The organism is Merdimonas faecis (genome assembly GCF_001754075.1).
Taxonomy (GTDB): Bacteria; Bacillota; Clostridia; order Lachnospirales; family Lachnospiraceae; genus Merdimonas; species Merdimonas faecis.
On the sequence record NZ_MIEH01000026.1, the window covers coordinates 1 to 21401 of the forward strand.

Below are 21401 nucleotides of genomic sequence, written 5' to 3' on the forward strand. Positions count from 1 at the left end.
AGAAATCCCCCGTCCCCTTTCAACAAAAAAACTACGTTAAATGACACGCCACCTGATGTCCTGGCGACACTTCGTGCAGCTTCGGCATTTCTTTGAAGCAGCGCTCTGTCGCGTACTGGCAGCGTTCTGCAAAGCGGCAGCAATTTTTCGGATTGATCGGGCTTGGAATCTCTCCCTTGATCGCGATTCTCTGATTGGCCTTGGCCTTGATCGGATCCGCCTCTGGTATTGCCGACAGAAGCGCCTGTGTATACGGATGCATTGGATGGTCATACAGTTCTTCTGTTTCAGCTGTCTCCACCATCGTGCCCAGATACATGACTATCACACGATCGGAAATGTATTTTACCACACTTAAATCATGTGCGATAAACAAATAGGTCAGCCCCAGGCTTTCCTGGAGTTCTTTCAGCATATTGATAACCTGTGCCTGGATGGACACATCCAGTGCAGAGATAGGTTCGTCGCAGATAATAAACTCCGGTTCCATGGAAAGTGCTCTGGCGATTCCGATACGCTGTCTCTGTCCTCCCGAGAACTCATGAGGGAAACGGGACATATGGTCTTTATTCAGTCCTACCATCTTCAGCAGCTTTTCCACCCTCTCATCTATCTCTTTCTGTGGAATGCCCTGCTGTTTTAACCCTTCTCCGACGATTTCTTTTACCGTCATTCTGGGGTTCAGTGATGAGTACGGATTTTGAAAGATCATCTGTACCTTATTGCAAAAATCTCTTTTCTCCGCATGAGACAGTTTAAAAATATCTTTTCCATCATAGAATACCTCGCCTTTTGTCGGCTGATATAATTTGATCATGCAGCGTCCGGTGGTTGATTTTCCACATCCCGACTCTCCTACCAGGCTGACGGTTTCTCCCTTATAAATATCAAAGGTCATATTATCCACCGCCTTCAGAGTGGCATGTCGGTTGATCTGGAAATATTTACACAAATTTTTCACCTGCACGAGAGGCTGTTTTTCATTCGCGCTCATCTATTCCACCTCCCTCTTTTTCGCATCCGGTCTCCTCAGATCATTATCCGGCGCAAATTCGTGCTGGAGCCAGCAGCAGGTCATGTGCTCTTCGGACAGATCATAAGTCTCCGGAGGCATTTCACTGCAGATTTCCATTGCATACTCACAGCGGGCCGCAAACGGACATCCCTTCGGCGGCGCAAACAGATCCGGAGGCGTTCCTTCTATCGGATGAAGCTTTTCACCTTTTTTCGTGTCAAGCTTTGCAATGGACTGCATCAGTCCTTTCGTATAAGGATGGGCCGTACCATAAAAGATCTCGTTGACCAGACCCTTCTCTACGACTTTTCCACCGTACATGACAAGCACGCGGTCGCACAGTTTCGCAATTACGCCCAGGTCATGGGTGATCATGATAATCGAAGTTCCGGTTGTTTTCTGCAATTCTTTTAAGAGGTCCAGGATCTGCGCCTCGATCGTAACGTCCAGAGAAGTCGTCGGCTCATCCGCAATGACAATGCTTGGCCTGCCTACCAGCGCGATCGCGATCATGACTCTCTGCTTCATACCGCCCGACAGTTCATGGGGATACTGATTGTAGCGGCGCTCTTCGTCTGAAATTCCGACCAGCCGCAGGATCTCCATCGCTTTCTGCTTTTTCTCCGCATGGCTCATTTCTTTATTTTTAATAAAAACTTCCTCGATCTGTTTTCCGATTTTCATTGTCGGATTCAGAGACGTCATCGGATCCTGAAAGATAAAGCCGATCTCTGTTCCGCGGATCTTCCGGAGTTCTTTTTCATTCATTTTCAGGATATCCTCACCCTTATACAGGATCTCTCCTCCTTCAAAAAATCCCGGTGGCTCCGGATTCAGGCGCATGGTACACTGCGCGGTTACACTTTTTCCACACCCCGATTCACCAACGATCCCCAGGATCTCGCCGGGACGTACATCAAAGCTGACATTCCTTACTGCTTTTACGACGCCGCCATAGGTGCGGAAGGAAAATGACAGATTTTTTACTTCCAATAAACTTTCCATAACCTTTCCTCCCTTCCTATTCCGTACCTCTCAGCTTCGGATCAAACGCATCCCTCAGCCCGTCGCCCAGAAGATTCAGAGCCAGCATCGTGGTACAGATCATAAAGGCCGGTACAAATACCTGATATGGATATACCCGCAGCATCTGGATTCCTTCTTTTGCAAGGACACCCCAGCTGCAGTCCGGCGGAGATATTCCAAGGCCGATATAGCTTAAGAATGCTTCCTGGAATATCGCATTCGGGATCGCCATCGTCACACTCGTAATAATCAGTCCCATAACATTTGGAAGAATATGCTTTACAATAATGACGATATCCTTGACTCCCATAATCTTTGCTGCCGCAACAAAATCAGATTCCCGAAGTTTCAGGACTTCTCCTCGGACGGTACGGCAGCTTCCGATCCAGCCCACGCAGATCATCGCAATGATCAGGCAGTGAACACCGTTTCCAAGCACTACCATCAGAAGAAGCGTAATGATCATGCTCGGGATACCGTAAAGCACATCCACGATACGCTGGATGAGCAGGTCTACTTTTCCCCCGTAATATCCGGAGATACCTCCTACCAGCGATCCGATGATACCGTTAATGATACTTGCCGTAAAACCGATCGTCAGCGATACCCGGGCGCCCATCCAGGCTCTTACCCAGAGGTCGCGGCCCAGGCTGTCAGTCCCGAACCAGTGGCTCGAGGAAAAACTCTGGTTCATCTCATTTACATTCTGGGTATAATGTGTGTAATGACTCAATATAGGTGCAAATATTGCCAGGATGATGTACAGTCCGATCAGACAAAGCGAAAAAAACGCCACCTTGTTCTTCCGGATCCTCCTCCAGGCATCCTGCCAGTATCCGATATTCGGCCGGGAGATAGACTCCATGCTGCTGATATTTTTTCCTACGACTTTAAATTTTTCTCTTGTAATCTCTGCCATTCCCGTCACCTACTTTCCTTTTCCGCTCAAGCGGATTCTCGGATCTATGATACCGTATAAAATATCCACAACCAGATTCATCAGGATCAGGAACGCCCCGAAGAATATGGTCATTCCAAGCACCAGCGTATAATCATTGTTGCTGATACTCTGTACATAGTGCTTTCCAAGTCCGGGAATTGCAAACAATGCTTCAATAACAAAGGTACCTGTCAGAACCGACGCCACCAGAGGACCTAAAACAGTGACTACCGGCATGATCGCGTTGCGGATCTGATGTTTGATCGTGATCCTCCATTTTGAAAGACCTTTGGCCTTGGCTGTCTTTGTATAATCTGAAGTGACTACCTCCAGCATACTGGCGCGCATCAGCCGCGATACCATCGCCAGCGTGTAGAATCCCACCGCGATCGACGGGAGAATCGTATGCGCCACACTGGTATATTGAGCGACCGGCAAAAGCCCCCATCGGATCCCGAAGAAATACTGCAGCAAAGACCCCATGATAAAGTCCGGGATCGATGTTCCGATGATTGCAATAATGATACAGACCGCATCCAGCTTTTTCCCTCGGTTCAACGATGCGACTACACCAAGAGTCACGCCGAAAATCACGGCAAATATCAGTGCACGGATTCCCAGGTCTGCCGAATACGGAAACGCATCCGCAATGATCCTGTTTACTGACTGATTCACATATTTCATGGAATATCCCAGATCTCCATGCAGCAGATTGTTCATATATGTAATATACTGCTCAGGCAGTGACTTGTCCAAACCATAGTAAGCTTCCATATTTGCCCGGATCTCAGGAGTCATTTTATCACTGGAAAAGGGATCTCCAGGCATGAGACGTACCAGCACAAACACGATTGTGGTCAGTACTAAAAGCGTCACGATTGAGAGCCCGATTCTCTTTAGAATATATTTTGCCATAGGCTTCTCCTTTCTAGCTTTCCTCCTAAATTATATCAATTTCATTTTGAAAGAGGGGGAGAAAACTCCCCCTCTGAAAATCTCCTCATATCCTGTTTGCAGAATTATTCCTTAATATCTGCATATACCAAGTTATAGTTGTATCCTACGAAGTATACGTTAAAGTTTTCAATATTGTCATTTACAAGCAGCTGAATCCGGCGGAGCTGGAGCGGTACGACACCCGCATCCTGCAGGAAGATCTGCTCTGCCTGGAACAGCATTTCTGCTCTTGCCTTCGGATCTGTCTCAGTCTGGGAACCGATTACAAGCTCATCATATTCCGGGTTGCTGTAGCTGGTATGGTTATAAGAACCATCGGTAAGCCACAGTTCCAGATAAGAATAAGCATCCGGATAATCCGGTACCCATCCGGTAAATACCATATCAAAGTCTTTGTCTGCTTCCATCTCCAGTCTCTGCTTGTAGGTCACCTGACGGATCTCGATGGTGATGCCCAGCGCTTCCTGGATCTGATCCTGCAGAACCTCTGCCTGTTTCTTTGCCAGATCAGTGTCTGTCGTCAAAAGCTCGATTACAACTTCAGACGGATCAGAATATCCAAGCTCAGACATCGCCGCGTTCAAATATTCTTTTGCCTGATCCACGTCTCCTGCTACCGGGAACGCCTCATACGGGAATTCCTCACCATAATTGGTTCCCTCTTCTGATCCGTTTACATCCGGAAGGACATATCTGGTATTCGGCTCATAAACGCCGTTTGTTGCCAGCTGGATATATTCTTCTCTGTTTACTGCATAGTTCAGGGCCAGACGGAGATTCTTATTCTGAAGGATCCGCCCCTCGCTCATGTTCAGAGCCAGATAATCGTTCGCCCCGTCAAATACAAATTCAGACTGGTCTGCATACTGATCTGTCATTTCCGTCGGAACTTCTGTGATATCCAGTTCGCCCTCTTCCCACATTGCAACACCTGTCTTAGCATCTGCAACTGTCTTCAGTACGATCTCATCCAGATTAATGCTGTCTTTGTCCCAATACTGATCATTCTTGGCAAGAACGATCTCATCGCCATGCTTCCACTCAGATACTACGAACGGTCCGGAATAAGCCGCCTTGTCCGGATCAGCCGCATAGTCCTGTCCGTACTCTTCCACAAGATCCTGTCTTGCAGGGCAGAACTGTGACATGGCCGTCATTGCCGTAAAGTAGGTCGCCGGATGCTCCAGAGTAATCTCGACTGTAGATTCGTCCGGTGCGGTAACACCCAGTTCGCTGACTTCCATTTCCCCTGCATTTACTGCATTCCCGTTTTTCAGTATCGCGCCCAGGAAAGAATAAGTAGACGCAGTTGCCGGATCCATCAGTCTCTGGATACCGTATACATAATCTTCTGCCGTCAGATCTTCACCGTCGCTCCACTTCAGGCCGTCTCTCAGGTGGAAGGTATATACCAGACCATCATCAGACACTTCCCAGTCCTCCGCACCGTCACCTCTGATCTCACCCTCTACGTTCCGGGTAAGTCCGGCACAGGTATGGATTGCCGCCGTCGCACTCGGGATTGAGTTCATAAGCTGAGGATCAAGTGTAGGCGGTTCCTCACGCAGAGAATAGGTAACTCTTTTAAGCCCTTCAGAGTCGCCCTCATCGCTGGACCCTCCGGGCACCCCGCAGCCTGCCATCAACGTTACCGTCATGGCTGCCGTCAAAAACACTGCTAACAATCTCTTTTTCATACAATTCCTCCTTTTCTTTTCAGAAAGTGATATTTGGCTGACACCCCTTCCCTTAAAGTTCTATCAGCTCATGTGTAGCACTTATCAGGTTTTCATACCCGTCAGCTGTCACGATACCCTGATCCTCAATTCGGACACCGCCCCAGCCCGGAATATAAATCCCCGGTTCTACCGTTAAAATATTGTTCTCCTCCAGAACATTCTCACATCTTGCCCCGATATTGGGAAGCTCATGAACAAACATCCCGACTCCATGGCCGATTCCCTGGTAATGGTACTGAAAATACTCTGTATCTTTAATCGCCTCCAGGGAAGCTTCATAACATTCGATTCCTGTAACGCCCGGGCGAATGGCACGTTCCGTATCCTCTGTCATACGCCGGCACAGATCAAAGACCTCCCGCTGCTTTTCATCTGCTTTTCCGACTATCACAGTCCTGGTCATATCCGACAGATACCCTTTATACTGGCAGCCGTAATCCATCAGTACAAAATCTCCGTATTCCACCGCTTTCTGATCAGGAATGCCGTGGAGGAGCGATGTCTTGGCTCCCGATATCAAGATTCCTCCATAAGGCTTGGTATCCGCCCCTTCCATCACCATATAATGCGAAAGCTTTGATGCCAGCTCCTTTTCTGTCACTCCCGGATGGATATCTTTCAGGATTTTTTCAAACGCCCTGGAAGAAATTTCACAGGCCGCACGCAGATTATACAATTCCTCCGGTGTCTTGACCGCCCGGAACTTTTCGATCACATTTTCCGTCGGAACCAGTTCTGCCTCACAATTCTCCTGGATCGCGCTCCATTTGTCATATGTCAGATAATCCTCCTCAAACCCGATTGCCTTAATATCCTGGCCTTTTCCGCATTCCGCCAGCGTTTTCCCCATATTATATCCCTGAGACGTCCTCCAGTTTACGATCTCATAAGCCGGACACTCATAGGACGCCTGCTCTGTATATCTTGGATCTGTAATAAAATACTGATTTTCTCTGGTAATAAAAAGGAATGAATCCTCTCCGGTATAAAGGCTGATCCACCTTACGTTTGCAGGCTTTGCGCAAAAAAAAGCATCCAGCCCTTTGTCTTCCATATAAGCTCTTAACTGCTCTAATCTTTCCATCTTCTGTCATTCCTTTCTTTATCCTATGTCAAAATAGACATGATATGCTCCCTCTCTGATCCGGTAAAGCGGAAGGAAACGGATTTCTTCCCATGCGTATGCAAAAATCTCCGGGTCTTTTTCAAAAATCTGATTCAGCTGCCCTTCATCTGCCGGCTGCTTCAGAAATTCTCTCTGTTCTCCGGGCGCGGCCAGTATGTACGGCCCGGCCTGTATAGCCGCCAGACGAGGCATATCCGGTGTTTTCAGGTACCGCAGCCGGAAAGGAAACTCGATTTCCAGCTCCGTTCCTTCTGAAAATGAAAGTTCTAGATTGATATATCCACGGTCATTCGCCCTGTCTTCATGGGATTCACCATTTACCAGGATCCTATAACCACCTTCACACCAGCCAGGCTTTCTCAACGCCAGTATGTCGATATTCCCCTTTGCAAAAATGCGGATTCTCCCCGGTTCATTTTCATCTGCTTTCTGTATGATATTTATATGATTTCTGCTGTCGTCCAGCACAGAGGGCAGATATAGATTTACATATACTTTTCCTTTCCCATCATGAAAATATATGGTTTCGCCGTACTTAAACTGGCTTTCCATCCCCGTTCCATGACAGCAGCTGTTTTCCCACTCATATTCCTTTCTGGATCCCGGCGCCAGCGGCAAGAAATAAGTGCTTTCACCGGTTTCTTCCTGATCCTGGGAAGCCAGGATATGATTTAGCATCGTTCTTTCATAGTAGTCCATATAACGCGCATCCGGATCCAGCCGCCACAGCGTCCTTGTCAGCTTCAGCATGTTATAGGAAGCGCAGGTCTCCTGGGTATTCGCGGTAAGGAAGCCCCCGATCACTCCTCTGTCACGGAACATCTCTCTCTCCCCCATTCCTCCCGGTGCGTAAATATGTCCGGTCGTTACGTATTCCCAGAAACGCCTGGCGATGATAAGATACCTTTTTTCTCCGGAGACCAGAAATATCTCCAGTGCTCCGATAATCTGCGGAATATGCTGATTTGCATGCAGTCCGCCAAGGGCATCCTTTCCCAAAAGCAACGGAGCAAATAATTTGTCATTATCAAACATTCTTGCGCAGGACAGATAATCTTCCTTCCCTGTGATCCGGTATAATTTAGCCATTACCTCGTTCATGCCGCCGAACTCACCGGCAATATAAAGCCCCCACATCTTCATTCTCTGACTGCGGCTCAGCCTGGAAAGTCTCCGGTACACCCAGTCAGCCAGCCTGACAGAGATGGAAAGCGCTATTTCATCCTGCAGATATTCATAACAGTCTAACAGCCCTGCAAATAATTTATGTAATGTATAATACGGAGCCCAGATCTGGGGATAAGGCGTGTACTTTTCCAGAAGATCAAACTGTTCTTCCGAGTACCCGCTCAAAAAGCCTTCCGCCGCCCTGTGGCCTGCCCAAAAGCTGTCCTGACACTCCTTCAGGCTCCGGACCATATATCCGGCTTTTGCCTTCAGCTCCTCATCCCGGCAGATTCTGAAGCATAGGGCAAGTGCAGACAGAAAATGTCCCGTCGTATGACCTCTCAGCAGGCTCTCAGATGCATCCCAGCCATCCAGGGGCTCTGCCTCTTTTACAGACAGCCCGGAAGCGCTTCGGAAATGATAGAGAAGCCGGTCCGCATCCATCCGGTGAAGATATCTTCGCATCCGCTCCTGTGCCCGGAAGCATCCGCTGTCCGGCAAAAGGCTAATCCTCGCATCCCCAAAATCATCCAGAAATACACCCGGCAGTTCCTGACTCTTCTCTGTTATACAGTCCGCTTTGAGTTCAGAACTCTCACTTCCCAGATCAGCAGCCTGTTTTTCTATCATCTCAATCTGATAGTCTTTTAATCCAATAACCTTTCGTGTTTGCAGATAATTTCTGTTTTCTTTATTATTCTCCATAATTTTCTGCTTATTTTAAAAAATAAATAATACTTGTTAAAATAATATCTGTTTTTTGTCTTTCTGTCAACTTATTAATGAACAAACCATGATATTCTTATATCAATTCACAGGTCTGCAATGGCTTGCATAATCGAGTAGGAGGCGGTGATTAACCGCCGTCCTCTCACACCACCGTGCGTACCGTTCGGTACACGGCGGTTTCAATAGTTGACGTGCAGTGACTGATAGGCTGTGGCTATATCATAGAAGCCCCAGTTTATCAGTCTTTCTTTTGTTAACGCTCTTTTGACCACTCCTGCGTTAGACATTCTCCAGTATGATTTTCTACTGTATGCCCCCTCGCAGGCTGCCCACTCCGGCAAGCCCAAGCCCTTTAGCTTTCTTCGCCGGGTCTTCGGCCGTTTCCACTGTTTCCAGATACACATCCGTATCCGGCGGTACAGCCATCCATTCAGGCTTTCAATGTTATTCTTCATATCCGCTATTCCGTAGTAGTTCAGCCATCCTCTCATGTAGACTTTTATCTTTTCCATGGTTTGGACGATACTTCCGCACCTGCTCCGGGAAGTGAGCCTGCGCAGTTTATCCTTGGCTTTCTTCCATGACTTCCCATGGACTCGGATATAAATTCCTTTTCCGTTCTTCCCATAACAAAAGCCAAGGAACTTAAAATTTCGGATTGCGAATACACTGACCGTCCGGCTCTTCTTCCGGTTTACCCTCAGCTTCAGCGTTTTCTCCAGATATTTCGTACTGGATTCCAGCAGTCGCTCTGCGGCCCGTTCACTTTTCGCCAACAGCACGATATCATCTGCATAACGGATACACGGTACGCCCCTCCTGTGGAACTCCCAGTCGAATTCGTTCAGATACACGTTTGCTAAAAGCGGGGATAGATTTCCTCCCTGCGGGGAACCTTCCTCTGTCTCTGTTACTACACCGTTCTCCATTACTCCGCTTTTCAGGTATCTCTTTACCATCTGTATTACCCTCTCATCTTTTACCTGTTTTCTCAACAGATTCAGCAGGATTGTGTGATTCAGTGTATCGAAATACTTTGACAGGTCAAGGGCGACTGCCCTTGTATAGCCCTGCTCGATGTACTCTTTTATCCTGAAAATAGCGTCTTTTGCCTCTCTTCCCGGACGATAGCCAAAGCTGTCATCCGAAAACAACGGCTCATAGATTGGCATGAGCTGTTGGAGCATTGCCTGTTGGATGATGCGGTCAATGACGGTGGGGATACCAAGCTTTCGCATCCCTCCGTCCGGCTTCGGGATCTCCACCCGTCTGACGGGAAACGGGGTGTATTTTCCTTTCCGTATCCTCTCCGTCAATTCGTGGTTATGTTCCCTCAGCCATGGCAGAGCCGCCTCGATGGTCATCCCATCGACTCCCGGCGCTCCCTTGTTTGCCTTTACTCTTTTGTAAGCTCTGTTCAGGTTGTCTTTCTCCAGTATCTTACCCAAGATGTCCGGCTCTGCACTGTCTCTTTCCTTCCATATCCGGTTGAATGAGCGGTGCGCTCTCACATACCCTTTGCGTTCCGCGCTATCTCTCTGTGAGCAGCTTTCTTCGTTTTCTGTACCCATCTGCTCATTCCTCCTTTCCCCGTCGTACTAAAGACTCCTATTGATTCGGTCCTTCGCCGTAGAAGAACTTCCGGCTACTATGGCCTCTGCTGACTTCTGCGCGTTCAGCGTCATCTCACAATAACGGTTACTCCTCTCGGAGCGTTCCGCACAGACCTCCCTGGGTACCACACGTTTCCTTCCCTCCATCTATCTGCCGCATTTACTGCACATGATTCCGTGTAGCTATCGGGCTTCATCTTGGCTAGCAGACTTACCCTCATGTACAGCCTTCTATGCGGTTTCTGTTCGTCAGACCAGAGGTTTGCCCGTGGGTTAGTAGGTTCCCCACATCCGGCTTCCTTCAGATTCCACCTCACAATGGACACCCTTGCCTTCGGCTATATCCTTCCCGCTACCAGGCGGATTTGGGACTTGCACCCTTAGGAAACGTGCGCCGCCAGGCGCACTAGCAAAACACGGCCAGGCTCTTGGAGAGTCTGGCCGTGTTTCCATTTTTACAATTCACTTGTCCCGCCGGTGCGAAACCGCAATCCAATACCTCTGCACAATCCTATTTTCTCCTGTTCCAGGCGGACTGGCAATCTCATTTTCCCTTCTCCAAATTGATGGCAGATTGGCAGAATTAATCTGAGCATTTCTGTAGCATATCCCTTCCGTCGTTCTGACGGGCGGACACTGTATCCGATATTTCCCCCAAACTTGGAAAGTATATCAGACAATAGATGCCGAAAATCTATCATACCAACAACACGATCATCTTTTGCCTTACCGCCAGAAACCAACCCATTCTTCATATGACTCCACGTCTTCAAGGCCGCCGCACCCGTCAAGGCTGTCGTTGTTCTGCAGCAATCCTTTTTCATCATTACAGCATACTGATTACCTGATTTACTGATTTCACTCCCATGATATTGATCCCCGGTTTCCCGGGTACCCCCTGCAGCGCCTTTAGTGACACTTCCGGGATAATGCAGGTCTTAAACCCCAGCTTTCTCGCCTCTGCTACTCTTTGCTCAGGCATGGTCACTGCACGCACTTCGCCGCTTAGGCCCACCTCTCCAAACACGATCGCGTCCTCCGGTACAGGCCGGTTTTTATAGCTGGATGCAATCGCCATAACAATCCCAAGGTCGGCTGCCGGTTCGTTCATCCGGATCCCGCCCGCGATATTGACATAGGCGTCGTAGTTTGACAACGGCAGGCCGGCTCGTTTTTCCAGCACCGCCATCAATAAATTAACCCTGTTATAATCCAGGCCGGCGGCTGTTCTTCTTGGCATACCAAAATTACTGCGGCATACCAGTGCCTGGATCTCCATAAGTATCGGCCTGGTTCCTTCCATAGCGCAGGCCACCACCGATCCGGAGGCATGCTCTGGCCGGCCGCTCAGCATAAATTCTGAAGGATTCTCTACCTCCACCAAACCTTCTTTCCGCATCTCGAACACACCAATCTCATTGGTAGATCCAAACCGGTTCTTTACACCCCGAAGGATACGGTAGGAGGCATGTCTGTCACCTTCGAAGTAAAGGACTGTATCCACCATGTGTTCCAGTACCCTGGGACCGGCCACTGTTCCTTCTTTCGTCACATGTCCCACAATAAAAATGGAGATATTCATCCCTTTTGCCAGCTGCATCAGTATATTGGTAGACTCCCGCACCTGGGACACACTTCCCGGTGCAGAAGACACCTCTTCATTATACATAGTTTGGATAGAATCAATGACCACCATGTCCGGCTTCTGCCGCTCAATCGTCTGACGGATCAGTTCCAGGTTCGTCTCACAGAGCAGATACAAGTGTTCCGAAAAGGTCCCCATCCGGTTTGCCCGAAGTTTGATCTGTTTTCCGGACTCCTCCCCGGAAATGTACAGCACATTCTTTCCTGCATCGGAAAGACGCTGGCACACCTGCAAAAGCAGTGTAGACTTTCCAATCCCGGGATCACCGCCCACCAGTACCAGGGAACCCTGTACGATCCCGCCGCCAAGCACCCGGTCAAGCTCAGCGATACCAGTCCTGATCCTCTCGTCTTCTTCTACCGATACGCTGGAAAGCGTCACCACCTTAGACACTCTTTCCTTTCCGGCCTCAGAAGCCGCACTGGTGCTTCCTCTCGACACCGTTACCTTTTCTTCTACAAATGTATTCCATTCTTTGCAGGCCGGACACTGTCCCAACCATTTACTTTCTTCATGTCCGCAGTTCTGACAGAAAAATACTGTCTTCTTTCCTTTTGCCACAATAGCCTCCTTACCATTTATCTTTCATTGTAATCAATTGACCCGAAACACGATCCTTGCTATACTCTTTTTACAATAAAATTCACCTTTCGTATATTATATCGCAGGTATACAGTGTGTCAAGAAAAGGGAGGTCTTCACTTATGGAACTTCGAACAGCCGCCCCGGAAGACTTGGGGAAAATCATGGAACTTATTGACCAGGCAAAAGCCTTCTTGAAAAGAAATGGTGTGGATCAGTGGCAGAATGGTTATCCGGACCAAACATGTATTGAAGAGGATATCCGGAAAGGCAAGGGCTATCTCTGTATCCTGGATCATGATATAGCCGGCTATGTCTGTATCGACTTTGAGGGAGAACCCGCCTATGACACTCTGGATGGCAAATGGCTCAGCATCCAGCCCTACGTGGCCGTTCACCGCCTTGCGCTGGACGCTTCTGTCCGCGGCCGGGGGCTTGCATCCCAGGTATTCGAAGAAACCGAACGGCTCGCCCGCTCTAGGGAGATCCACAGCTTCAAGGTGGATACGGATAACGATAACCAGATCATGAAGCATCTTTTAGAAAAAAACGGCTTTCAATTCTGCGGCACCATCTGCTTTGACAACAGCGAAAAGATTGCTTTTGAGAAGCTGATCTGACAGGTCTAAAGAAACTGATGCCACTATCTATCACCGAAGAAGGAAATCTGCTGTATAAACAGATTCCCTTCTTCTTTGGTACATATGTGATTGACACATTATTTTTTTACGATCTTCACTGAAACTGCTTCGTCTTGTCCCAATTCTACACTGACGCTCAGCTTTCCGCTTAAGTTGGTCTTCATCTCGCCTGCGCTTACTTCGTTCATATATACTTCATACTGTGTATCCGCTTCCATCTCCAGGGTAAACTGTGCATCCTTTGGTCCGGACACCTGGAAGGTGATCTCTGCCTCCGATGCGCGGAAATTTTCAACTGCTGTTCCCGGCACAGACTCATATACAAACATGCCGTTGCGTTCCAGTTTTGTAATCTCCGCAAATGTCTTTACCTTATAAATGTCCCCCTGATGCTCAAAGCCCTCCAGCTTGGTCTTGCTCTCCAGCGTATAATCTCCAAAGCTCAATGTTCCGTCTGCCTCAGCTCTCAGAAGCTCTTTCACTGCTGCCATTATGATATCCTCCTTGGGTTCTTCATTTGTATCCTCATTATATCTCAAATCCGGGTTATTTTGTAGTCTTTGGCATAAATTTTATTTCTTTTTTAGACATGCCTGCCACCACTTCCGTTCCCCTCAAAACCTCGCCTGTAAGTACTGCTTCCGCCAGTTTATCTTCCAGCTGGTTCTGCACAGCACGGCGCAAAGGACGTGCCCCGTACTTCTGATCCGTCCCGGTTTCCACGATATGCTTTTTCACAGAATCCCTGATGGTAAGACTGATATCCAGCTGTTCTTTCGCACGTTTCACAAGATCCTTACACATCATTCCAACGATCTTCTTCATCTCCTCCTGGCTCAGTGGATGGAAGACCAGAATCTCATCAATCCGGTTCAAAAACTCCGGACGGAAAATCAGCTTCACTTCGTTCATGACATTACTTTTCATCCGCTTATAGTCTCCAGCCGCATCTTCCCTGGTATTGAATCCCAGTTTCTTCGGATCGATGATGGACTGGGCACCTGCATTCGAGGTCATGATGATGACCGTATTGCAAAAATCCACCTTACGCCCCTGGGAATCTGTAATATGTCCGTCATCCAATACCTGCAGGAGAATATTGAACACATCCGGATGCGCTTTTTCAATCTCGTCGAACAGGATCACGGAGTACGGATGCCGGCGTACCTGTTCGCTGAGCTGTCCGCCTTCGTCATGTCCCACATATCCCGGAGGTGATCCGATCATCTTAGACACACTGTGCTTTTCCATATATTCCGACATATCCACGCGGATCATAGAATCCTCAGTTCCGAACAAAGCCTCGGAAAGTGCCTTTGAAAGCTCTGTCTTCCCCACACCGGTGGGTCCCAGGAACAGAAAGGACCCGATCGGACGCTTTGGATCTTTCAGGCCGACTCTGCCGCGTTTGATGGAGCGGGCCACTGCCGACACCGCTTCCTCCTGACCGACTACCCGCTTGTGAAGAGTCTCTTCCAGCCGGTTCAACCGCACGCTCTCGGATTCCGCCAGCTTTTTCACCGGGATCTTGGTCCACTGAGATACCACTTCCGCAATATCCTCTTCCGTCACCACCAGCTTTTTGTCCGCATTTTTCTGCTGGAACCGTTGTTTTTGCTGCTTCAGCTTCTTCAGCGCTTCATCCCTCTCCTTGCGGACCAGCGACGCTTCTGCCACGTCCCCTCTTACCAGAGCCTCTTCCAGATCCACCGCCAGATCCTGGGCCGTCTTTTCCAGATCAAAGATTTTCTCCGGTACTTTGAATCCCTTAAGGCTTACTTTTGAGCAGGCCTCATCCAGCACGTCAATAGCCTTATCCGGAAGAAACCGGTCGCTGATATAACGTGCAGACATTCCCACTGCCGCCTTCAGCGCTTCCTCTTCAATCTTTACGTGATGGTGGGCTTCATAACGGGAACATAGCCCTTCCAGAATCTCAAGACAGTGCTCCCGGGTCGGCTCCTCCACCGTGATAGGCTGGAATCTCCGTTCCAGAGCCGCATCCTTTTCGATATATTTCCGGTATTCCCCGATTGTCGTTGCTCCGATCAGCTGCAGTTCTCCTCTTGCCAGCGACGGCTTTAAAATATTAGAGGCATCCATGGCCCCTTCCGCTCCGCCGGCACCAATGATCGTATGCACTTCATCCAGAAACAGGATCACATTTCCGGCAGCCTTTACCTCCTGTATCAGCCGCTTCATCCGTTCCTCAAATTCTCCCCGGTACTTGGAGCCGGCAATCATTGCAGCCAGATCCATAGTCAGGATCCTTTTATCCTTCATACTGTCCGGCACCACACCTGCCGCGATCTGCGCCGCAAGACCTTCGATCACCGCCGTCTTTCCAACACCTGGTTCTCCCACCAGGCAAGGGTTATTCTTCGTTCTCCTGCTTAACACCTGCATCAGCCGGCCGATCTCTTCCTTCCTTCCGATCACAGGATCCAGCTTTCCTTCCTCTGCCTGTGCCGTGAGATCCGTACCGAACTGCTCCAGCACACCGTCTCTTCTTCCTGCTTCCTGTGCCAGTTCCTCCTGATATTCCTTCGGATCTACTCCCAGCACCTCCAGGATCTCCTGATATACCTTCTGCATATTGATATTCAGCGTCAGGAGGATCCTGCAGGCAACACAGTCCACGTCACGCAGGAGCGCCATCAAAAGATGCTCCGTCCCGATCTCCTCAGAACGGAAGCGCATAGCCTCCGCCTTACTGTCCTCCAGGATATACGCAAGCCTCGGACTCACTTCCGGGCGATGTGCCAGAGAAACATTCCCAACGGGGGAAACCAGTTCCTCCATCACCTTCAGGATCTTCTCCTCCTCCACACCATTGGCGTCCAGGACCTGCCCGGCCACACCGGTATAGACCTGCCGAAGCCCGATCAGCAGATGCTCCGTCCCGATATAGGGATGGTTCATTTCCTTTGCTGTCCGCTCCGCAATCCTTAATACTTCATTTGCCTGCCTTGTATAGTTCATGTTGTCTGCTATTCCTTTCCATATTCATCAAAAATGTCATCTACCAGAGCATGTACCTCACCGCGCGTCACATTTTTACAGCACCCTTTCGCCAGTAAGATCCTCAGATTCTCCCTCATCTTAAGAAGCGCCTCCGCCTTATCCACATCCAGCGCGATCACCGCGCCTTTCCTGCGGTCCAGGCGGATGAATCCCTCCTGCTTCAGCACCGTATACGCCTTGTTGACCGTGTGCATATTAATGCCCACGGTATCTGCCAGCTGCCGCACCGATGGCAGTGCGTCGCCTTCTTTGATCAGATCCATTGCTATCCCCATGATGATCTGATTCTGCAGCTGTACATAGAGCGCTTCCTCACTATTGAAATCAATTTCTATCAACATATGATCCACCTGCTTTTGTATCCTTTTATCGCTTGTTATATCCGTAGTATAACACAATCAAAAGGAGCTTACAACCGAAATTGTAAGCCCCTTTTTGCAACTTGAAGGAATTAAGTTTGGAAATGTCTTAAGTGTACTATTAGCAGATTGTCTTAATATCTACATATTCATAGCAGTCAAAGCTGTCCGCTACGTTCTTGCAGGTCAGTTTTCCATCATAGGTATTGATAGCGGAGTAGATTACTTCGTTATCCTTGCATGCCTGCTCCAGTCCTTTGTTCGCAATCTGGAGACCATAGCTTACGGTCGCATTTGTCAGTGCGATCGTGGAGGTTCTCGGAACTGCTCCAGGCATATTTCCTACGCAGTAGTGAACTACGCCGTCTTCGATAAAGATCGGATCGTCATGGTAGGTTACCTTCGTGGTCTCGCCGCATCCGCCCTGGTCAACTGCAACGTCTACGAATACTGCTCCCGGCTTCATCTCTTTCAGATATTTCTTCTTAAAGATCTTCGGAGCCGCTTTTCCTGGAATCAGAACGGAACCAATAACCAGGTCTGCCTCTTTTACTGCTTTTTCAATATTTGCATCATTGGATACCAATGTCTGTATACGTGCGCCAAACAGGTCATCCAGATAAGCCAGTCTCGGAAGACTGATATCAAGGATTGTAACATTTGCGCCCATTCCTACTGCGATCTTACATGCGTTTGTTCCTACATTTCCACCGCCAAGGATTACGATGTTTGCCTTCGGTGTTCCCGGTACTCCTGCCAGAAGAACGCCCTCGCCTCCAAATCTCTTCTCCAGATATTTTGCACCTTCCTGGATACTTAAGCGTCCTGCGATCTGGCTCATCGGTGCCAGCAGCGGCAGTCCTCCCTGTCTGGGATCAAACAGCGTCTCATAAGCAACACCTTTTACCTTGCCGTTTAACAGAGCATCTGTCTGCGGCTTATCTGCTGCCAGATGAAGATATGTATAGAGGATCAGTCCTTCATGGAATAACGGGTACTCTTCCGGAAGAGGCTCTTTAACCTTGATCATCATCTCTACGGTATCCCATACTTCTTTTGCCGTGTCGATCATCTTTGCTCCTGCAGCTTCATACTCTGCATCAGTAAATCCTGAGCCCAGTCCTGCTCCCTTTTCGATATAGACTTCGTGACCTGCTCCAGCATAGATTTTCACATTGTCCGGTGTCATACCTACACGAAATTCATTGTTTTTGATTTCTTTTACACATCCTACTTTCAATTTCTTTCCCTCCTGATTCTTCTAATACGTTCCTACGCTCCGGAGTTTTCCGGTTCCTGCACTTCTGAACAATATTTTTCATTTTCATCTCTTGTTTGAAGAATATTATTCATTTGTCTCTAAACTTATAGTATCACACCAGTGTATAATATTCAATAAAAGTTATTTTTTTCACAAAACTTTTTATTGTATGTCAAAATCTTCAATTGTTTTTACAATTTACTTGCATAATTGCAAAATTCATGATTAAATCAAGATATAAGGATCTTGGGAGGTAGTGCTATGAAGGAACTAAGGGAAACTATCCACAATGCAAATCTGACAAAAACTCAAAAAATGATTGCAAAATACATTCTGGACAACTCGGCAGACGCCTGTTTCATGACTTCTACAGAAATCGCCCTGAAGCTAGGCGTCAGTGAATCGTCCGTTGTCCGCTTCAGCCGTTCTCTGGGATACAGCGGCTTTATGGACTTCCAGAAAGCTCTGCGCAGAGACTATCAGGACAAAGTCCTAAGTATCTCCAGCAGCATCACCGTTCCCTCCCAGCGCATTGCCAAACGGGCAAAATTAGACGATAACGCTGAATATCTCAAACGGCATTTGAAAAACTCTGCTAAAAATCTGGAGTCAGTCCTCGTGGGCAACACCCCTCAGACCTTTGAGGAAGCAGCAAACGCCATCATTTCCGGACGTCACAAATATATCGTATGCTCACGCGGAAATTCCTGCCTGGGAGATTACTTTCTTCTATATTTGAAACATATGGTTCCAAATGTTGAAATGACCAATGCCTCCTCCATCAGTCCCATTGATCATATCTGCAACATCTCCAAGGATGACTGCCTGATCATTTTCAGCTTTCCCAGGTATTCTTCTATGGATAAACTGACTGCAAAAATGGCAAAGGATGCAGGAGCAAGAATCGTAGTAGTCACGGACAAGCCAAGTGCTCTTCTGGCCGAGTATGCCTCTGTCCTTCTGACCGTACCGGTAGACAGCAATAACTTCTTTAACTCCATGGTAGGGCCGCAGTTTGTGGCAGAAGCTCTCCTTGACACCATCAGCCATAAGGTCCGTGGTGTGGAAAAGCGCCTGAAAAAAATTGACCGGTATCTCGAAGAGCTCGGAACTTACTAATAAAAATGTTTCTAACATTTTGACTGTTTTCTCTAACAAGATATTCTACAATGCCCATACCTTTTCTTCTATAATCTACCTAGCATTATCCAATAGGAGGAACGGATTTATGGGTATTTTTTTTAATAAACGCACTCAAACATTTCATCTATTTAACGATAATATCAGTTACATTATGACAGTCCTTCCTGGCGGCCAGATGGGTCAGCTGTATTTCGGAAAGAAGATCCACCACAGGGAAGATTTTTCCTATCTCCTGGAAACCGCTCCCCGTCCCATGGCTTCTTATCTTTTCGAGAACGACCGCACGTTTTCTCTGGAACATATCCGCCAGGAATATGGTGTTTATGGTTCTACCGATTATCGCTCTCCTGCAGTGGATATTCTGCAGGAAAACGGCGCACGCATCTGCGATTTTCAGTATGTAGATCATATGATCACCCCCGGGAAGCCAAAGCTTGCCGGACTCCCTGCTACCTATACCGAAGAGGACAGCGAGGCTGATACTCTGATATTAATTTTGAGGGATCCTGTTACCGGCATCCGGCTTCAGCTTCTTTATACCATCTTTTCCGGAGAAAATGCGATTGCAAGGAGTGCCGCTTTCTACAATGACGGAGACAAGACTGTCCATCTGCAGAAGGCCATGAGTCTATGTATGGATCTGCCGGATTACAACTATGATCTTATGCATTTTTCCGGCGCATGGTCCAGAGAACGTCACACGAAGATCCGCTCCCTGGAGATGGGAATCCAGTCTGTAGGCAGTATGCGCGGTCACTCTTCTCACGAACACAATCCCTTTGTGATCTTAAAGCGAAAAACCGCTGATGAATTTCAGGGAGAGGCCATAGGCTTTAGCCTTGTCTACAGCGGAAACTTTCTGGCACAGGTGGAAGTGGATACTCATGAAACCACCCGGGTTCTCCTTGGCATCCACCCGGATTGGTTTGACTGGAAACTGGAACCCGAAAGCAGCTTTCAGACTCCAGAGGCCGTGATGTTCTATACAGATCAGGGGCTCAACCATTTAAGCCAGACCTGCCACCGTCTGTATCAGAAACGCCTGGCCAGAGGATACTGGAGAGACAAGGTCCGCCCGATTCTGATCAACAACTGGGAAGCCACCTACTTTAATTTTACCGAGGATAAACTGGTAGAAATCGCCTCCAGAGCAAAGGAATGTGGCGTCGAGCTTTTCGTCCTGGACGACGGCTGGTTCGGGGCGCGCCGCAATGACCGGGCAGGACTTGGCGACTGGACGCCTGCGCTTTCTCTTCTGCCCGGCGGAATCAAGGGAATTGCTGACAAGATCGAGGCTCTGGGCATGAAATTCGGGCTATGGTTTGAACCGGAAATGGTAAATATGGACTCAGATCTTTACCGCGCTCATCCGGACTGGATCCTAAGCACACCGAACCGCAGTGCCTCTCACGGACGGTATCAGCATGTCCTGGATTTTTCACGCCCCGAGGTTGTTGACTGTATCTATCAGATGATGAAAAGGATTCTCTCTGAAGCAAAGATTTCTTATATCAAGTGGGATATGAACCGCAGCATTACGGAATGTTACTCTGCCGCACTTCCGGCAGACCGCCAGGGTGAAGTTTTCCACCGGTATATCCTGGGCGTCTATGATTTATATGAGCGCCTGACCAGCCAGTTCCCGGAGATCTTATTTGAGTCCTGCGCAAGCGGAGGCGCCCGTTTTGACCCGGGTATGCTCTACTATGCACCTCAGGCCTGGACCAGCGATGATACCGATGCTGTGGAACGGCTGAAGATCCAGTACGGCTCTTCCTACTGCTATCCCTTAAGCAGTATGGGAAGCCATGTGTCCGTATGCCCCAACCATCAGCTGAACCGGACCACTCCGCTCTATACCCGGGCCAACGTGGCATACTTTGGAACCTTTGGCTATGAGCTGGACCTGAACAAGCTGACAGAAGAAGAGCAAGAAGAGGTAAAGGAACAGATCAAATTCATGAAACAATACCGTGAACTCTTCCAGTTCGGAACTTTTTACCGTCTGAGCAGCCCCTTCGAAAATAATGTGACTGCCTGGATGGTGGTAAGCGAAGACAAAAGGGAAGCGATCGTGGGCTGGTACCGCATCCTGAACGTGGTCAATGAAGCCTTTCACAGGATCCCGCTAAAAGGGCTGGATCCGGAGCTTTGTTACCACAGCCTGGCAGATGGAAACTCCTACTACGGAGATGAGCTGATGTACGCAGGGCTGATCACCTCCGACTCCTCTGCCGGAGAAACCACACCTGAAACAGAACACAGCTGCGACTTTGACTCCCGGCTGTATATTCTAAAAGCTTAAAAAAACAGGCGATACAGGACATCTCTCTACTTATGGAGCGATTATTAAATACTGATCAGCTTGATTTGATTGAAGAATTCGTAAAGAATTTGAAATCGCTTCGAAAAGATCGAGTAGGAGGGAGTGATT

General features: G+C 48.4%; 18 protein-coding genes. 3 read left to right on the top strand and 15 right to left on the bottom strand.

Annotated features, from left to right (window positions below; translation table 11 throughout):
* Positions 1-31: 31 nt before the first annotated feature.
* From BKD12_RS14570 to radA, 11 genes are all read right to left on the bottom strand, one after another.
* Complete coding sequence (locus BKD12_RS14570) at positions 32-994, bottom strand: ABC transporter ATP-binding protein (RefSeq protein ID WP_070090085.1); 963 nt, start codon at positions 992-994, stop codon at positions 32-34.
* Positions 995-2020: an ABC transporter ATP-binding protein gene (locus BKD12_RS14575; RefSeq protein ID WP_070090086.1), complete on the bottom strand. Its 1026-nt coding sequence runs from the start codon at positions 2018-2020 to the stop codon at positions 995-997.
* Between the two features lie 16 nt (positions 2021-2036).
* A complete protein-coding gene (locus tag BKD12_RS14580) occupies positions 2037-2960 on the bottom strand; it encodes an ABC transporter permease (RefSeq protein ID WP_070090100.1) in 924 nt (307 codons plus the stop codon).
* A gap of 9 nt (positions 2961-2969) precedes the next feature.
* Positions 2970-3896 (bottom strand): ABC transporter permease, encoded by a 927-nt coding sequence (locus tag BKD12_RS14585; RefSeq protein WP_070090087.1) that lies wholly within the window; start codon positions 3894-3896, stop codon positions 2970-2972.
* Between the two features lie 104 nt (positions 3897-4000).
* The gene (locus tag BKD12_RS14590) at positions 4001-5635 is read right to left on the bottom strand and encodes a peptide ABC transporter substrate-binding protein (RefSeq protein WP_070090088.1); all 1635 of its coding nucleotides are present in this window, start codon (positions 5633-5635) and stop codon (positions 4001-4003) included.
* A gap of 52 nt (positions 5636-5687) precedes the next feature.
* Positions 5688-6761 carry a M24 family metallopeptidase gene (locus tag BKD12_RS14595; protein ID WP_070090089.1) on the bottom strand — a complete coding sequence of 358 codons (1074 nt, stop codon included), beginning with the start codon at positions 6759-6761 and terminating at the stop codon, positions 5688-5690.
* Between the two features lie 18 nt (positions 6762-6779).
* Positions 6780-8675, bottom strand: coding sequence for a beta-L-arabinofuranosidase domain-containing protein (locus BKD12_RS14600; protein WP_070090090.1), 1896 nt, complete (start codon positions 8673-8675; stop codon positions 6780-6782).
* A gap of 203 nt (positions 8676-8878) precedes the next feature.
* Complete coding sequence (gene ltrA, locus BKD12_RS14605; RefSeq protein ID WP_070090091.1) at positions 8879-10270, bottom strand: group II intron reverse transcriptase/maturase; 1392 nt, start codon at positions 10268-10270, stop codon at positions 8879-8881.
* A 27-nt stretch (positions 10271-10297) separates the two neighbouring features.
* Positions 10298-10459: a hypothetical protein gene (locus tag BKD12_RS17015; protein ID WP_176730980.1), complete on the bottom strand. Its 162-nt coding sequence runs from the start codon at positions 10457-10459 to the stop codon at positions 10298-10300.
* Between the two features lie 308 nt (positions 10460-10767).
* Positions 10768-11067 carry a GNAT family N-acetyltransferase gene (locus tag BKD12_RS14610; protein WP_330385630.1) on the bottom strand — a complete coding sequence of 100 codons (300 nt, stop codon included), beginning with the start codon at positions 11065-11067 and terminating at the stop codon, positions 10768-10770.
* 71 nt (positions 11068-11138) lie between these two features.
* A complete protein-coding gene (radA, locus tag BKD12_RS14615; RefSeq protein ID WP_070090092.1) occupies positions 11139-12518 on the bottom strand; it encodes a DNA repair protein RadA in 1380 nt (459 codons plus the stop codon).
* A 143-nt stretch (positions 12519-12661) separates the two neighbouring features.
* On the opposite strand from radA, the gene BKD12_RS14620 reads away from it, so the two are divergent.
* Entirely contained in the window at positions 12662-13159 is a 498-nt protein-coding gene (locus BKD12_RS14620) for a GNAT family N-acetyltransferase (protein ID WP_070090093.1), read from the top strand.
* A 98-nt stretch (positions 13160-13257) separates the two neighbouring features.
* On the opposite strand, the gene BKD12_RS14625 is transcribed toward BKD12_RS14620, so the two are convergent.
* The 4 genes from BKD12_RS14625 to ald all read right to left on the bottom strand — a co-directional run bounded on the left by BKD12_RS14625 (position 13258) and on the right by ald (position 17803).
* Complete coding sequence (locus BKD12_RS14625; RefSeq protein ID WP_070090094.1) at positions 13258-13671, bottom strand: endosialidase; 414 nt, start codon at positions 13669-13671, stop codon at positions 13258-13260.
* Positions 13672-13726: 55 nt separating this feature from the next.
* Complete coding sequence (locus BKD12_RS14630; protein ID WP_070090095.1) at positions 13727-16162, bottom strand: ATP-dependent Clp protease ATP-binding subunit; 2436 nt, start codon at positions 16160-16162, stop codon at positions 13727-13729.
* Positions 16163-16170: 8 nt separating this feature from the next.
* A complete protein-coding gene (locus BKD12_RS14635) occupies positions 16171-16545 on the bottom strand; it encodes a GntR family transcriptional regulator (protein WP_070090096.1) in 375 nt (124 codons plus the stop codon).
* Positions 16546-16684: 139 nt separating this feature from the next.
* Positions 16685-17803 carry an alanine dehydrogenase gene (gene ald / locus BKD12_RS14640; RefSeq protein ID WP_070090097.1) on the bottom strand — a complete coding sequence of 373 codons (1119 nt, stop codon included), beginning with the start codon at positions 17801-17803 and terminating at the stop codon, positions 16685-16687.
* A gap of 282 nt (positions 17804-18085) precedes the next feature.
* On the opposite strand from ald, the gene BKD12_RS14645 reads away from it, so the two are divergent.
* Together BKD12_RS14645 and BKD12_RS14650 are read left to right on the top strand one after the other, a co-directional pair.
* On the top strand, positions 18086-18943 hold the full coding sequence (locus tag BKD12_RS14645; RefSeq protein WP_070090098.1) for a MurR/RpiR family transcriptional regulator: 858 nt from the start codon (positions 18086-18088) through the stop codon (positions 18941-18943).
* A 109-nt stretch (positions 18944-19052) separates the two neighbouring features.
* A complete protein-coding gene (locus BKD12_RS14650) occupies positions 19053-21272 on the top strand; it encodes an alpha-galactosidase (protein WP_070090099.1) in 2220 nt (739 codons plus the stop codon).
* Positions 21273-21401: the final 129 nt, after the last annotated feature.

Bases quoted from the DNA above. Each gene is read 5' to 3' on its own strand.
- BKD12_RS14635 (WP_070090096.1), bottom strand. From the start codon at position 16,545: ATGTTGATAGAAATTGATTTCAATAGTGAGGAAGCGCTCTATGTACAG.
- BKD12_RS14590 (WP_070090088.1), bottom strand. From the start codon at position 5,635: ATGAAAAAGAGATTGTTAGCAGTGTTTTTGACGGCAGCCATGACGGTA.
- BKD12_RS14580 (WP_070090100.1), bottom strand. From the start codon at position 2,960: ATGGCAGAGATTACAAGAGAAAAATTTAAAGTCGTAGGAAAAAATATC.
- BKD12_RS14570 (WP_070090085.1), bottom strand. From the start codon at position 994: ATGAGCGCGAATGAAAAACAGCCTCTCGTGCAGGTGAAAAATTTGTGT.
- BKD12_RS14595 (WP_070090089.1), bottom strand. From the start codon at position 6,761: ATGGAAAGATTAGAGCAGTTAAGAGCTTATATGGAAGACAAAGGGCTG.
- BKD12_RS14620 (WP_070090093.1), top strand. From the start codon at position 12,662: ATGGAACTTCGAACAGCCGCCCCGGAAGACTTGGGGAAAATCATGGAA.
- BKD12_RS14645 (WP_070090098.1), top strand. From the start codon at position 18,086: ATGAAGGAACTAAGGGAAACTATCCACAATGCAAATCTGACAAAAACT.
- BKD12_RS14585 (WP_070090087.1), bottom strand. From the start codon at position 3,896: ATGGCAAAATATATTCTAAAGAGAATCGGGCTCTCAATCGTGACGCTT.
- ltrA (WP_070090091.1), bottom strand. From the start codon at position 10,270: ATGGGTACAGAAAACGAAGAAAGCTGCTCACAGAGAGATAGCGCGGAA.
- BKD12_RS17015 (WP_176730980.1), bottom strand. From the start codon at position 10,459: ATGGAGGGAAGGAAACGTGTGGTACCCAGGGAGGTCTGTGCGGAACGC.
- BKD12_RS14630 (WP_070090095.1), bottom strand. From the start codon at position 16,162: ATGAACTATACAAGGCAGGCAAATGAAGTATTAAGGATTGCGGAGCGG.
- BKD12_RS14650 (WP_070090099.1), top strand. From the start codon at position 19,053: ATGGGTATTTTTTTTAATAAACGCACTCAAACATTTCATCTATTTAAC.
- BKD12_RS14625 (WP_070090094.1), bottom strand. From the start codon at position 13,671: ATGGCAGCAGTGAAAGAGCTTCTGAGAGCTGAGGCAGACGGAACATTG.
- BKD12_RS14610 (WP_330385630.1), bottom strand. From the start codon at position 11,067: ATGAAGAATGGGTTGGTTTCTGGCGGTAAGGCAAAAGATGATCGTGTT.
- BKD12_RS14575 (WP_070090086.1), bottom strand. From the start codon at position 2,020: ATGGAAAGTTTATTGGAAGTAAAAAATCTGTCATTTTCCTTCCGCACC.
- BKD12_RS14600 (WP_070090090.1), bottom strand. From the start codon at position 8,675: ATGGAGAATAATAAAGAAAACAGAAATTATCTGCAAACACGAAAGGTT.